The sequence below is a fragment of the Clostridium sp. DMHC 10 genome (genome assembly GCF_001270375.1).
In the GTDB taxonomy this organism is placed as follows: domain Bacteria; phylum Bacillota; class Clostridia; order Clostridiales; family Clostridiaceae; genus Clostridium_S; species Clostridium_S guangxiense.
In genome coordinates this window covers 72,949-87,378 of the sequence record NZ_LGVB01000015.1, presented here as the reverse complement: position 1 = coordinate 87,378, position 14,430 = coordinate 72,949, and the positions used below count along the sequence as shown (strand labels likewise).

18 protein-coding genes are annotated in these 14,430 nt (G+C 31.4%); all 18 read left to right on the top strand.

The features are described from left to right. Nucleotides 1-25 precede the first annotated feature (25 nt). Nucleotides 26-1,021 (top strand): flagellar motor switch protein FliM, encoded by a 996-nt coding sequence (gene fliM, locus AGR56_RS02405; protein ID WP_053240998.1) that lies wholly within the window; start codon nucleotides 26-28, stop codon nucleotides 1,019-1,021. Further along, the gene (gene fliY / locus AGR56_RS02400; protein WP_053240997.1) at nucleotides 1,014-2,306 is read left to right on the top strand and encodes a flagellar motor switch phosphatase FliY; all 1,293 of its coding nucleotides are present in this window, start codon (nucleotides 1,014-1,016) and stop codon (nucleotides 2,304-2,306) included. Before fliM ends, fliY begins: the two co-directional genes overlap by 8 nt. Before the next feature lie 188 nt (nucleotides 2,307-2,494). Next, nucleotides 2,495-2,773, top strand: a complete 279-nt coding sequence (locus AGR56_RS02395; RefSeq protein ID WP_053240996.1) for a flagellar biosynthesis anti-sigma factor FlgM — start codon at nucleotides 2,495-2,497, stop codon at nucleotides 2,771-2,773. Between the two features lie 2 nt (nucleotides 2,774-2,775). Next, nucleotides 2,776-3,186, top strand: a complete 411-nt coding sequence (locus AGR56_RS02390; RefSeq protein WP_053240995.1) for a flagellar protein FlgN — start codon at nucleotides 2,776-2,778, stop codon at nucleotides 3,184-3,186. A 14-nt stretch (nucleotides 3,187-3,200) separates the two neighbouring features. Next, a complete protein-coding gene (gene flgK / locus AGR56_RS02385; protein WP_053240994.1) occupies nucleotides 3,201-5,087 on the top strand; it encodes a flagellar hook-associated protein FlgK in 1,887 nt (628 codons plus the stop codon). A gap of 27 nt (nucleotides 5,088-5,114) precedes the next feature. Further along, the gene (flgL, locus tag AGR56_RS02380; RefSeq protein ID WP_053240993.1) at nucleotides 5,115-6,101 is read left to right on the top strand and encodes a flagellar hook-associated protein FlgL; all 987 of its coding nucleotides are present in this window, start codon (nucleotides 5,115-5,117) and stop codon (nucleotides 6,099-6,101) included. A gap of 14 nt (nucleotides 6,102-6,115) precedes the next feature. After that, nucleotides 6,116-6,574 carry a flagellar assembly protein FliW gene (gene fliW / locus AGR56_RS02375; RefSeq protein WP_053240992.1) on the top strand — a complete coding sequence of 153 codons (459 nt, stop codon included), beginning with the start codon at nucleotides 6,116-6,118 and terminating at the stop codon, nucleotides 6,572-6,574. Next, nucleotides 6,546-6,764 (top strand): carbon storage regulator CsrA, encoded by a 219-nt coding sequence (csrA, locus tag AGR56_RS02370; RefSeq protein ID WP_053240991.1) that lies wholly within the window; start codon nucleotides 6,546-6,548, stop codon nucleotides 6,762-6,764. The genes fliW and csrA overlap by 29 nt, the downstream gene beginning before the upstream one ends. A gap of 13 nt (nucleotides 6,765-6,777) precedes the next feature. Then, a complete protein-coding gene (locus tag AGR56_RS02365) occupies nucleotides 6,778-7,143 on the top strand; it encodes a flagellar protein FlaG (protein WP_053240990.1) in 366 nt (121 codons plus the stop codon). Between the two features lie 22 nt (nucleotides 7,144-7,165). Next, nucleotides 7,166-7,489 carry a hypothetical protein gene (locus AGR56_RS02360; RefSeq protein ID WP_053240989.1) on the top strand — a complete coding sequence of 108 codons (324 nt, stop codon included), beginning with the start codon at nucleotides 7,166-7,168 and terminating at the stop codon, nucleotides 7,487-7,489. Between the two features lie 10 nt (nucleotides 7,490-7,499). Beyond that, the gene (gene fliS / locus AGR56_RS02355) at nucleotides 7,500-7,886 is read left to right on the top strand and encodes a flagellar export chaperone FliS (protein WP_053240988.1); all 387 of its coding nucleotides are present in this window, start codon (nucleotides 7,500-7,502) and stop codon (nucleotides 7,884-7,886) included. Between the two features lie 15 nt (nucleotides 7,887-7,901). After that, entirely contained in the window at nucleotides 7,902-9,737 is a 1,836-nt protein-coding gene (fliD, locus tag AGR56_RS02350) for a flagellar filament capping protein FliD (RefSeq protein WP_053240987.1), read from the top strand. Next, entirely contained in the window at nucleotides 9,712-10,428 is a 717-nt protein-coding gene (gene fliD / locus AGR56_RS02345; protein WP_053240986.1) for a flagellar filament capping protein FliD, read from the top strand. The genes fliD (AGR56_RS02350) and fliD (AGR56_RS02345) overlap by 26 nt, the downstream gene beginning before the upstream one ends. A 234-nt stretch (nucleotides 10,429-10,662) precedes the next feature. Further along, nucleotides 10,663-10,842 carry a hypothetical protein gene (locus tag AGR56_RS02340; protein WP_053240985.1) on the top strand — a complete coding sequence of 60 codons (180 nt, stop codon included), beginning with the start codon at nucleotides 10,663-10,665 and terminating at the stop codon, nucleotides 10,840-10,842. Nucleotides 10,843-10,972: 130 nt separating this feature from the next. After that, entirely contained in the window at nucleotides 10,973-11,794 is an 822-nt protein-coding gene (locus AGR56_RS02335; RefSeq protein ID WP_053240984.1) for a flagellin, read from the top strand. A gap of 122 nt (nucleotides 11,795-11,916) precedes the next feature. Continuing rightward, nucleotides 11,917-12,474, top strand: a complete 558-nt coding sequence (locus tag AGR56_RS02330) for a hypothetical protein (RefSeq protein ID WP_053240983.1) — start codon at nucleotides 11,917-11,919, stop codon at nucleotides 12,472-12,474. 146 nt (nucleotides 12,475-12,620) lie between these two features. Further along, on the top strand, nucleotides 12,621-13,385 hold the full coding sequence (locus tag AGR56_RS02325; protein WP_053240982.1) for a hypothetical protein: 765 nt from the start codon (nucleotides 12,621-12,623) through the stop codon (nucleotides 13,383-13,385). A gap of 130 nt (nucleotides 13,386-13,515) precedes the next feature. Further along, the gene (locus tag AGR56_RS02320; RefSeq protein ID WP_053240981.1) at nucleotides 13,516-14,424 is read left to right on the top strand and encodes a glycosyltransferase family 2 protein; all 909 of its coding nucleotides are present in this window, start codon (nucleotides 13,516-13,518) and stop codon (nucleotides 14,422-14,424) included. Nucleotides 14,425-14,430: the final 6 nt, after the last annotated feature.

The following is a 14,430-nucleotide window of genomic DNA, read 5'->3' as shown; positions in this document are numbered from 1 at the left end:
TAATGAGAAGAAATGAGGGAAAATTATGGCAGACGTTTTGTCACAAAGTGAGATAGATGCTCTGTTATCTGCCCTGTCCTCTGGAGAACTTCAACCAGATGAAATTTCAAAAGACGAAGAGAAGCAGAAAGTAAAGCTATATGATTTTACAAGTCCTCAAAAGTTCACCAAGGAACACATGAGAACCCTTGAACTTATACATGATAATTATGCTAGAATAATATCAAATTATCTTACCGCGCAAGTAAGAAGCAATGTAAAAATAAATATAGAGTCTGTTGAGCAAATAACTTATGAAGAATTTATTCATTCTGTTCCAAATCCTACTTTTTTGACGATATTTAAAATGCCACCGCTCAGTGGATCTGTTTTATTTGAAATGCCTCCCCAACTTGTATATCAAATACTGGATGTACTTCTTGGAGGTGCGGGTAGTGGAAAATACCAAACTCGAGAGATAACAGATATAGATAAAAATATTATTATGAAAATAAATCAAGGGTTAATTGATAATCTAAAATTAGCGTGGAGTGATGTAGTAAATGTTGAGCCAGAGATAGAAACACTTGAAACAAACCCGGCACTTAATCAAACATTGGCTCCGCATGAACCTGTTGCTCTTATAACTTTTTCAGCTGATATGGGTAATAGTCACAACTTTATAAATATGTGCATACCGTATTTAAGTATAGAGAAGGTTCTTGATAAACTTATAGTTCAATATTGGTATCAAGAGAATAATGAGGAAATTGTAAAAGAATCAAGGGAAAAGCTAAGAAGTAGATTAGATATAGTTGATGTTCCTTTAACAGCTAAACTAGGTTTTACAAATATAACTGTGGAAGATTTTTTGAAATTATCTGTTGGAGATGTAATAACATTGGATAATAAGTGCAACAGTCCAATTTCTATATTTATATATGATAAAATTCATTATATAGGAGCGCCTGGAATTATAGGCAAAAATATGGGAGTTAAGATATTAGATATTATAGATAAGGATGTGGAAAATTATGAGTGATGGATTTCTTTCACAGGAAGAGATAGACTCTCTTTTGAATGGAGACGGGAGTAATTCTGACTCAGGACAGCCGCCAGAGACAAATGAGGGTAATGATACGAATAATAGTGATGAAATTTTAACCGATATAGAAAAAGACTTACTTGGTGAAATAGGAAATATTTCTATGGGATCTGCTTCAACAGCATTATCCACCATAATAAGTCAGCAAGTTAATATAACTACACCTGTTGTAAGCATTACAACATTAAGAACATTAAAAAATAATTTTGAGGTTCCTAATGTAGCATTGGATGTAAAATACATAAGTGGAATAGCCGGAGAAAACCTTCTTGTTATGAAGGTTACAGATGCCGCTGTTATTGCTAATCTTATGATGGGTGGAGACGGAAAGGTAACAAATCAGACTTTATCCGAAATAGAACTTAGCGCTGTGTCTGAGGCAATGAATCAAATGATAGGTTCAGCAGCAACTTCTATGGCTACTATGCTTTTAAGAGAGGTAAATATATCTCCTCCTACATCTAAAATATGGGATAATGATACTGATCCTTTAACAGATACCATAAAAGATGATGAAAATGTGGTAGAAGTAGCATTTAAAATGACAATAGGAGATCTTGTTGATAGTCAAATTATGCAAATACTTCCAATGGAAACAGCAAGAAAAATGATAGGCATAATGATGGGAGGCGGAGAAGCTCCAAAAGAAGAAGGCACTAAAGTAGAGCAGCCTAAATCTAATGAAGTTCAAAACAATGTGCAGCCGCAAAATTCAAATCCAGAGTATAATAATCCTGGGCAAACGCAGTATCAACAGGCTGCACCACAGTATCAGCAACCGATGCAGCAAAATCAAGAGGCTATGCCGCAGTATCAATATCAACAAATGCCGCCGCAGTACCAGCAGGCTATACCACAATATCAGCAAATGCCACAGCAGTATCAGCAGCAGCCACCAGTTGAAGTTAACAAGGCATCATTTCAATCCTTTGGGCCATCGGCATCCAAGGATATGCCTAAAAATATAGATCTTATACTTGACGTGCCACTTGACATTTCAGTTGTTTTGGGTAGGGCAAAGAAGAATATAAAGGATATACTTAATTTAGGAACAGGTTCTTTAATTGAGCTTGATAAGCTTGCTGAAGAGCCAGTTGAAATACTTGTAAATGGTAAAAGAGTTGCCTATGGTGAGGTTGTTGTTGTTGATGAAAACTTTGGCGTAAGGATTACAAGTATTGTTAGCAATGAAGAAAAAATAAAGAGCTTAGGAAAAAAATAGGCATTGATCATTCATAAAATAACCGGCAGATATATTCGCCGGTTATTTTGGTTATCAAATATAAACTTTATTTTTCAATTTACGATAATAGAAACAGGGGAGGTAGTATAAGGTTTGTACTACTGAAGGTAAGTTCAAATGTTTGTATTAACATGTGAAGTCTATAGTTTGATAGGAAGTGTGTATTTATGAAAGTAAATAATGTAGGTGCAGATAATAAAGTAAATATGATTTATAATACTTATAATGCTAGCATTAGAAAGACTAATAATGCTCCTGCAGAAGACAGGATAGAGATTTCAGAAGCTGGTAAAATGCTTAGCAGCTTATGTTCAAATTTCGAAATCGGTAATGATTCTACAAAAGTTAAATTAATAAAAAGTCAAGTTCAAAATGGTACCTATAATAGAAATTCTAAATTGGTTGCACAAAAGATTGTAGATTACTTTAAGGGAAGAGAGGTTTAAAAATGAAAGAAGCACTAAATGAATTGATACTTAAGGAGATTGAAGCCTTAAATACTTTGTTAATGCTTTTAGAAAAACAACATGAACTTTATCTTGAAAAAAATATATTTGGACTTGAAGATATTGTTAAGAAGATAGAAACTGCTAATGTTGAAGTCGCAAAGGTTGAAGTTCAGCGGCGAAAACTTGAAGGAGATAAACCTATAAGAGTTTTTGTAGAAGAAATTAATGATGACGCTTTAAACAAAAATTTTAATGACATGGTTCAATTTGTCGAGAAGGTTAAAAGTCAAAACACTGTAAATCAATTTTTAATTAAGCAAGGATTATTATTTGCTAATAAGATGCTTAATCTATTTGGCCAAAACAAAAATGTTAAAACGTATAATGGATATGGAAAAATAAGTAAATAGAAAGGAGCAAGAGTATGGCAGGATTATTTTCAACTCTTGATATATCAAGACTAGGTTTAATAGCACAACAGGCTGCTTTAGATGTAACCTCGCATAATATTTCAAATGCAAATACAGATGGGTACACAAGACAAAGGGCAGAAATGCAGGCTTTATTTGATACTGAGGTGCATGCAGGACAGCCGGCAGGAAGAGGAGTAGAAGTTTCAGACATAACGAGAATTAAAGATGGTTTTCTTGATTACCAAGTTAGAAATCAAACAAGTGCAGAAGGAACAAATAAAGCTATAAACAATTATTTAGGAGAATTGCAGAACGTAATGAATGAGCCTACTGATACAGGAATGGCAAGTTTACTTTCTAATTTTTTTACTAATTGGCACAACCTTGCTGTAAACCCCCAAACTGAAACAACTAGAGGGCTTGTTGTTAGTCAAACTGAAGCACTTACAGATCAGCTTAATTCTACTTATAAAAAATTACAGGATTTAAAGGCAAATTGTAATAGCGAAATCGACAGCGAAGTTTCAAATATTAATTCTACCTTGGATAAAATTGATGATTTAAACAAGCAAATAATTAATGTTAAAGCTTCAGGTGTTGAACCAAATGATCTCATGGATGAAAGAGATTCTCTTCTCAATTCTTTAAGTGAATATTTTAACATCAATGTAGACGACAAAAAATTATATGGGGTTGATGTAACTGCTAGCAATGGAAGTCAGCTTTCGGGCACGTCTTTAGTACAGGTTAAGGACAGCGATAAAGAAGTTAGATTTTCATATGTTAATAATATTCAAGAAGTTAAAAATGCTGATGGTACAGTTAAGACTGATAGTAGCGGCAATCCGGTTTATGATTTAACATATTATAGAAACGGAGATAAAACAAGCGAAAAAAATAGAGTAGATGTTTATGTAAGTGGATTAACCCAAGATCAATTAAATCAAATTCAAACTAATAGAGTGCTTTGGGCAGATAAGGATGGAAATGCAATAGGATTATCTGTGGACTCAAATGGCAACACCATCGCAAGCGGACAAGATTCTAATCATCCTATAAATTTAACTAGTGATTCTAGTGCACTGAACTTGTTCAAATCTACAAATGGAACACTTAAGGGAACCTCATCTGTTCAAAATGATATCGATAATTATACTGATTATTTGAATAAAGTAGCTAAAGCAGTTGCGTTAACTGTTAATACTGTAGAAAGCGGCAGTACAAGTGCAAGTTCTGCAAGTGATACACTACCGTTTTTTGTTAATAGTGATGTAGCTAAGTATACTGTTGATTCAAATGGTAAATCAGAATTATCTGGTGCAAATTTGGATGCTGCATTAGCAGCTGAAAAGGATATAACTGCTGGAAATATTTCTATAAATAAAGAAATAGCCGATGATCCTATGAAAATAAAAACAAGACTCAGCGATGTTGGAAATCAAGATGAAAGCGATAATACAACAGATGGTAATACAGACGGAAAAAGGGCTCAGGCAGTAGCTGACCTTGCAAATAAATTAATTAATATTCAAGGAATTTTGCCAGATACAACAAGAGATAATTTGTTTAGCGCTTCTGGGCTTAATCAGCCTCTTGGAGTTGACAGTAATGGTGTTAATACAGTACAGAATTATGCAGGTGGTAATACTGTTTCTGATTACTTTACAAATATAGTAACTAATTTAGGAACAAAGGTAAATGAGGCAAGCACAACGCTTAAAAATTCAAAACTGCAGCTTCAAAGCCTTCAGCAGTCAAGAGATTCAGTGTCAGGTGTTTCGCTTGATGAAGAAATGACTAATTTAATACAATTTAATCATGCTTATCAGGCAAATGCAAAGGTCATTGCTACTGTAGATGAGCTGCTGGACGTTGTAGTTAACAATCTCAAAAAATAATGTAAATTAACATGGAGGTGACAATATATGCGAGTAACAAATAGTATGCTTTCAAATAATTTTCTTTATGATTTAGGTAATAATCTTGAAAATATGGGAGTTTATCAAAACCAAATGGGAAGTGGAACTCTCATAAATAAAGCATCGGATAATCCTCTAGGTGCAGCAAGAATTATGCAAATAAACAATGAAGTTATAAAGAATAAGCAGTACAATACTAATATAAATAATACAAATCAATGGTTAAGTGTAACAGATACTAGTTTAGGACAAATAAATAGTGTACTTCAAAGAATAAATGAGCTTTTAGTTTCAACTGGTGATCCAGCATATGGGGCTGAACAACAACAGGCTATTAAGGATGAAATAAATTCTAATATAAATCAAGTATCTCAAATACTAAATACAACTTATGATGGAAAATATATATTTGGAGGAAATCGTGGTACAGATAAGCCTACCCTTGTTACTACAGATGCAAAGGGAAATCAACAATTGAGCTATGCCAATAAGGATGGAGTAACAAAAATGCCAGCTGGAGCTGCACCTACTTCTGATGAAACAAATCAGCTTGGAATGATAAAAGCAAAACTTTCTGTTGAAATTTCTGATGGTGTTTCAATTAACTATAATTTTACGGCGTCAGATGTAATGGAATTTAAGAATGATGCTGGCGTATCTAAAGATTTAAGAACTATTTTAAGTAATATAACAACGCATTTGGATTCAGGGGATGTTTCAAGCCTAATAGGCAGTGATCTTAGTGATATAAAGGATGCCATAAGCAATGCATCTGGTATTCGTACTGAAGTTGGTGCACTTGAAAACAGAATGAAAAGTGCTAGCAGTGAAAATGAAAGTGAAAATACAAGTTTGACACAGGTTTTGGCAAGCACTAATGATGTCGATTATGCACAAATAACAATGCAGTATGCTCAAGCTCAAACAACCTATTTAGCTTCACTTCAAACAAGCGCTAAAATATTACAGCACACATTGATAGATTATCTATAATAGAGGTGTAGAAGATGAAATTGTATACTAAATATCACGGTGTTAGGGAGTACGAAGAAAATGATGTAATAACGTTTAATAAGGGTTTACCCGGCTTTGAAAATTTAAAAAAATTTATAATATTTCCCATGGAAGAAAATAATGTTTTTAGTATGCTTCATTCCATTGAAAATATGGAAATAGGATTGATTTTAGTTTCACCTTTCTATGCAATGAAAGATTATGAATTTAAACTGGAAGATAATGAAATTGAAGGCTTAAAGATAAAAGACAAATCAGATATAGTTGTTTTAACTACAGTATGCGTTAATAGTGATATAAAAAAAATAACTACAAATTTAAAAGCACCTATTTTAATAAATATTAAAGAAAAAATAGGGGAACAATTAATATTAGATAATGAAAAGTACTCTATAAAATACCCTCTTTTAAGGAGGAATAAAAATGCTGGTTATTACAAGAAAAAAAGATGAATCTATTCTTATAGGTGATAATGTAGAAATTGTTGTTGTTAAAATTGATGATGGTTCAGTTAAATTAGCTATTAATGCTCCAAGAGATATAAAGATTTTAAGAAAGGAGTTGTATAAAGAAGTTATCGAAGAAAATAAAAAATCAATTTCAATTGATAGTACTATATTGAAGGATATAAAAAATAAGTAGAGGTGTTAAAAATATGGATGTTGAAGCTATAAGTCATGGAGGACAAAATCTATATAATGTCGATAACAACTTAGTAAGTAATAATGTAAATATACAAATTGGTTCACAAAGCAGTGTTTCACAGGATAAAAGTTTTGCAGATAAACCTATAAGTGAAAATGATGTAAAAAAAGCAGTAAAAGTGGTAAATGATCTTTTAAAGGATAAAGATGTTCATATGGAATACGAGCAGGATGAAAATTTTAAATATATAACAATTATGAAGGTAGTTGACAATAATACAAAAGAAGTCATAAATGAGATACCATCGAAAAAGATTTTGGATATGGTAGCTCAATTTTGTGAAATGGCTGGGCTCATTGTAAACAAAAAAGCTTAATTTGCTGTGAGGAGGTACTATAATGTTGGAAGACATATTAAATAAGGTTGATATGGAAATAAGGGAAAGAATTAATCAATCTACTGAAGAACACAGAGTACATCCAAAAGGTGAAGTGCAGTCTGTAAAGAAGTACAATGGAAATAAGCAGCATAAAAAAAACAATAGAAATAATGACAATGAAGACGATAAAGAATTTATAATACCAAAGAATAGATCAAAGAATAATAAGATAGTGATAACAGCAGTTAAGAGTAACAAAGTTGTTGTGGATGCAGAACTAAATAAAGACAACTCTTCAAGTGGAGCTTTAGAAAAAGGAAATTATTTAGATATTAGGAGGTAGAGGTTCTATAATGTATGCTAAAAATGCTTATAACCAATACAAACAAAATAGCGTAAACTTTGCTTCAAAGGATCAATTACTATTAATGCTGCTGGATGGTGCTGTTAAGTTTGCTAAGATAGGCAGACAAGCCTTGGCTGATAAAAATTACCAAAAGTGTAATGAAAACCTAAAGAAGACTCAGAATATATTTTATGAGTTGATTGTAACTCTTGATTTAACGCAGGCGGGAGAGTGGGGAGCTAGCCTATTATCTGTTTACAAATTCATAGTAGACAGTCTAGTTAATGCAAACATAAAAAAGGATTTATCTTTATTGGATAAAACCATTCCTATTATAGAGGAAGTGAAAGATACCTGGAATGAAGCTTACAAAGCTTCTATAAAAGCGAGATAAAGGAGTGATAAATATATGAGTACAACAGTTTCTAGTACAACAACAAATCCATATGCAGTTGGGTATAGTTCAAATGATTTAGCTGGAACAGATACAACGTCTTCAAAGTATTCATCAACGAGTGGTACAAGTAAAAGCGGCAGTTCATCGTCGTCAAGCTCTTATTCGCAAAGCTTAGTTTCTCAAATGTCTGGAATTGATGTTAACAGCATGGTTAACGAATCAATGGCATCAGATGTTATTAAACTTAACAGCTTGCTTGCAAAACAACAGCAGTCACAATGGATGCAGGATAGGTATAGATCTATAATTACAAATCTTCAAAGCTTTAGCAGTAAATATTTTGATGTATTGTCTAGTGATTATGTACTTTCACCAAATAGCTTTTCTGTGAATGCAGCAACGTCATCAAATACAAATGCACTTAGTGTATCTTCTCTAAATACTGCGAAAACAGGAAATTATACTGTTACTTCAGCAACATTAGCAACAGTTGCAAGCATAGGCAGTAGTGCATTGAAAAATACAAGCGGTAAAACAGCTTCAGCTTCTGATGCAATATCAACAATGGGGGTTAAGGATGGCACTATTTCATTTTCTATTAATGGAAAAGCTATGAGTTATGACCTAAAGTCAAGTTCGTCAATCGGCAGTGTTATGCAGGATTTAACATCTTTGACTGGTCTTAATTTTAATTATAGTGAGCTTACCGGAAAATTTAGTATTTCAACACAAAGCACTGGGAAAGATCAAAATGTAAATATACAAAATGTAAGTGATGGTGCTGATTTTTTCTCTAGTTTTGGAATAACAACAAGTAGTGGAACTGTGGCTACAGCCAATACTGCTAGAATAGATGGCAGTGGTGTTATAAAAAGTACAGCCGCAGCAGCTTCAGATAAAATATCAGATACAAGTTTAAAGTTGACAAATGGGGATATATTGTCCTTTCAAGTAGATGGTGTAACTAAAACTTATACAGTGGATACCAGCAAATCTGTTACAACTCTTATGAGCGATTTGACATCTTTAACAGGGGATACTTTTAGCTACAATGCGTCAACAGGTAATATTACTGCTAAAGCAGCTACGGGCAAAAGCGTTAATATATCATATTCTGATGGCAGCAGTGCTCAAGCATTTTTTAACGATGCCTTTGGAATGACAGCAGGCACTACTAATATAAAATCTGCAGATGGATCAACTAGCGTGACTGGCAGCAGTATTGTTGAGAACCCTACTAAAGATTCAGTAGCATCAGCTTCAACTGCAATTTCGGCTACAAATTTAGGGCTAATAAATGGGAGTACGTTAACTTTTGATTTTAATGGAAAAAGCTTAAGCTATACAGTAGACACCAGTAAATCAATTGGATCTCTTATGAGTGATTTGTCATCCTTAACAGGTTCATTATTTAGCTATGATGCTTCAACGGGCAAAATTAGTGCTTTAGAAACTGGAAGCACAGCTATGAGCATAAGTTATGCTGATGGAAGTGAAGCTCAGAGCTTTTTTAATAATGCTTTTGGGTTGGCAGCAGGGACTACTAGTGTATCACAAACTTCAAGTGGCACCTCAACTGGAACTGCTGGAACTGATGGAACATTTAAAATAATGGAACCTGGAGATACTGAAGCAACAGAAATAACAAATTCTTCAAATAAGTTTACAATTGATGGTGTTGCATATAATTTTACTAGCAATATTGCGGATGGCAGTCCAGTTACTATAAATGTAAACCAAGATGTATCTTCTGTTGTAGATAAAATTCAAAGCTTTGTCAATGCTTATAATAATTTAATTGATGGAATTCAATCTGTTACAAATGAAAAAAAAAGACTACAGTTATAGTCCGTTAACTTCTTCTCAAGAATCACAGATGACTGACAGTCAAATTACAGCGTGGAATCAAAAAGCTCAGCAGGGGCTTTTGGCAAACGACAGTGAACTTACAGGTATGCTGAGTGCCATGAGATCAGCTTTTTATACTCCTGTAAGTGGAAATGGTCTTACAATGGCAAGCGTTGGATTATCTACATCTGATGATCCAACCCAAGGTGGAAAGCTAACCCTTGATGTAAAAAAACTTACGACAGCACTGCAAAACAATCCTCAGCAGGTAGTAAGTTTATTTACCCAAACTTCATCTAGTTATCCAAGTTACACTGGAGTTTTAGGTTTAGACACTACAACAGATAGTCAAGCTGTGAGTAAGGCAATGACTCAAAGAAACAGCGAAGAGGGCATATTTCAAAGACTTAGTGATATAGAGCAAAAATATGCAGGAACTTATGTTGATAAAAATGGAAACCAAGGCCTTCTTTTGACGAAAGCAGGAATGCCAAATACACTTTCTGAAACTAAAAATACTTTATACAATGAGCTAAAAAATGAAGCACAGGCTGTTACTGATTTCAAAACTAAAATGACGAATGATGCTAAAATGTATAATACGAAGTTTAGTACTTTACAATCTATACTTTCTCAGTTAAGTAGTCAGCAAAGTTATTTGTCTTCAATGCTAAGCAGTAGTTCTTCATGAATATAATTCCGTTAAATATTGAAAGGAAGTAATATACCATGGAAGATACTAAAACTCTGATAGCGAAGTTTAGGCAAAAAACTTTAGATATTCTGAATTGCTTTAACAGTGGGGATTTTGATAAGATAAATGGTTTATTAGAAGATAGAAAAAAAATAATTTGAAATTTTTAAAGAAAATCCTCAAGCTTATACAAAAGATGATGTAGCTAAAGAACTAAAAAATACAGATATTATGGAATTAGATGTTAAAATAAAAGAACTTACTGTGAAAAACATGAAGGACATAAAAGAAAAACTTGAAGATATAAGTAAAGATAAATTTATTAGAAAAAAATACTATAATGGTTTTTCTGGAAATTCTCTATTTTTTAATGAAAAAAATTTATTAAAAACTATAAAGTATTATATATGACCAACGATAAAATAGTATAAGCAATTAATAAGGTTTAAAATTAAGTGGCCATGAGATTTAAAACCTTATAAAAATAAAAAAATTAATTTTGGGAAAGGATTCCCAATGCAAATTCAAGGAGGAATTTAAAATGATAATTAATCACAATTTACCAGGAATTAGTTCATTAAACTATTTAAACAAAAATTCTAAGAGTGCATCTGACTCAATGGAGAAATTAAGTTCGGGTTTGAGAATAAACAAGGCAGCAGATGATGCAGCAGGACTTACAATTTCACAAAAAATGCAGTCACAAATAAACGGTCTTGATAAAGCTCAAAGCAATGCTCAAGATGGTATATCTTTATTACAGACTGCTGAAGGTGGATTAAATGAAACTCAGTCAATACTTCAGAGAATGAATGAACTTGCAACTCAAGCAGCTAATGATACTAATGTAACTATAGATAGATCCGCTGTAAAATCTGAAATTGATCAACTTGCAGGTGAAATAGATCATATTGCTCAGTCAACAAACTTCAACAATCAAAATTTATTGTCAGCTAGTGGAGCATTAACATTTCAGGTTGGAGCAACATCTAATGGTTATGATTCAATGGCAATTACTCTTGATAGTGTTAAATCAGATGCAACTACTTTAGCTGTAAATGCATTAGATGTTAGTTCAAATTCAGCTGCAACTACTTCTATGAGTACAATTCAAGCTGCAATTGATACAGTTTCAACTGCAAGATCATATGTTGGAGCTGTTCAAAACAGACTTACTCATACAATTAACAATCTTTCAATTGAAGATCAAAACTTAACTTCAGCTAGTGCAGCTATAACTGATACAGATATGGCTAAAGAAATGATGAACTACTCTAAAGAGAATGTTCTTCAACAAGCAGCTCAGTCAATGCTTGCACAAGCTAATCAGAATCCACAGTCAGTTCTTAAATTATTACAATAATTCAAGGTTTATAAAAGGTTCTTTGCTTTTGCAAAAGGGCCTTTTATTATAAAGGAAAGTACATTTAATATGGCGGATAAAAGAATTTTATATGGCTAGAAATAAGGGAGTAATATAGTGATATGGATATATTTTTTAAACTTGAAATGATTGCTAATAATATGAGTATTATATTAAATATAACAAATAAAGAATTGGAACATAACATTTATTCAACAAAAGCTATAAATAATATTAATTTATTAATAAGTAATTTAGTAGAGTTGAATAGTAATATTAAAGCTATTTTATCACAATATCCAAATGATAATATAACAGACAGTCTTAATGGATTGGCTTCCTGCTTTGAAAGCATAATTTCTGGTTATGAATTAAATGAGGATAATTCAATTAAAGATATATTTATAAATCGTTTAGTTCCAAGGTTTGAAAAATTTTATAATGATTTGGACAGCTATATTTTTAAAATAACAGGAGTTAAAAACGCTGTAGTAACTGGTGTAAATGAATTATCCATAAACATTGAAAAATTAGTAGATTTAAAAAAATGCAGAATAGTTGCTTTTATTAGCAATGATAATGAGATGCAAGGAAAATATATAAAGAATATTCCTATATTTACAAGAAGTGAGCTCTCTTTTGTAAAATTACGATTATTTAATAATATCAGACTACTTTAATTGTAACTTAGAAAAAAAAAGTAGTTATTAATATTAATGATTATCTAAAACACTACTCTGATTATGAAGTTTTTAGAGCATATTATTATTATTTTAATTGTAAAAAGCCTATTGATGGATTTATAACAGGTTTATCTTATGCAGAAGTGGGAATAGATGTATCGCAGTTAAGTTATAATGTAATAAATGCAGCTGTTTCAAGTCAAGATTTATTTTATGATTACCAATGGGCTAGATTGATATTAGACAATAAGAAAATGGCACATAATGTTAAATTTGCTGTAATAGGAATGAGCTACTATAGCTTTGAATATGATCTTTCAAAAAGTAACTTAAAGAATAGGGTATATAATTATTATCCTTTTTTTAAGAAAACTAGAAATCATCCGTTTGCCAAGGATATGGTAGAGAACTATATTAAATTTGAACGAGTGGCATCGAAAATATTTAAAAAGGATTATAATATTGTATTTCATAATTTTTTTAAGGGCAATAAGGATACCTGGTGGAATAATATGATAAGCCAAGTTATGGATGAAAAGATAATTGAAAAAAACAAATGGATAGTAGAGCATGATTGTGATAAAGATTATCCAGAGACTGTGAAGGAGAATGTTGGTATTATTCGAGAGTATATTTTACTATTGAAATTGTACAATATTACTCCGATTATTGTAATTTGCCCTACCAGTAAATACTACTATTTAAATTTTTCTAATAGGATTAAAAAAGAATATGAAAATATTATGAATAAAATAAAAGAAGAATTTGACATAGAAGTTTTTGATTACTTTGCTTCCAATGTTTTTTCAGATAAAGATTTTTATAATGTGTCTCATTTAAATAAAAATGGAACTAAAAAATTTACTGAATTATTAAATAAGAAGTTAATTGATTTGTGTGATAAATAATAGATAAAAGTAATTAGAATTAGAAATTGCTATGGTAAAAAATGCTATAGCCATTTTTATTTATGTAAATATTTAAAGAATATAATTATAAAGCCGATATATAAAATATCAAGTAAATTGGAGGCTTAATATGAAAATTAGTCTTTGTATGATAGTTAAAAATGAAGAAAAATATATAAAAATGTGCCTTGAAAATGCAATGAAATTAGCGGATGAGGCTATAATAGTTGATACAGGTTCTACGGATAAAACTAAAAAAATAATTGGAGAATTTAATAATAGCAATATAAAACTTATAGATTATAAATGGGAAGATGATTTTTCAAAAGCCAGAAATATTTCAATTGAAGCTGCAAAGGGTGACTGGATACTTATGCTGGATGCAGATGAAAAATTGCTATGTAATGTAGATAAAGTGAGAAATATATTGGAAAAGGCAAAATCAGAATCATACAGGATACCGCTTTATAATATATTAAATACTAGTAATGTAGTCTACTCATCAGTATATCTTAAACTTTTTAAAAATAATAGAGGGTATAAATACTTTGGAAGAATACATGAACAATTAAATGTGAAAGATGATCAAATAAATGGAAATGGGATAGATAGTAGTATAGCCCAAATTATTCACTATGGATATTTAGGAAATGTTATAAAGGATAGAGAAAAAGCTAAAAGAAATTTAAAAATACTTAGAAAGCAGCTGAAAGACAATCCTAATGATCCTTTTGTTAGATATAATATAGGAGCATCTTATGAAGTTGCTGGTAATTATAAAAAGGCTCTTGAATATTTTTTCAAGGCAAATGATATTTTAAAAAGGGGAGATCCTACAGGACTTACGTTATATGAAATAGATATGGCTAAGAGGATATGTGAATGCCTTATTAACCTTAAAAAATATGATGATTGTATTATGCTTGCAAGTAATTTGCTAACAGATAATAAATATAAAGGATATGTTGATTTACAATATATAAAGTCTTGGTGCTATTTTTTTACAAAAGAAATACAAAAAAGCTGTAGAAAATTTTGAAAAATG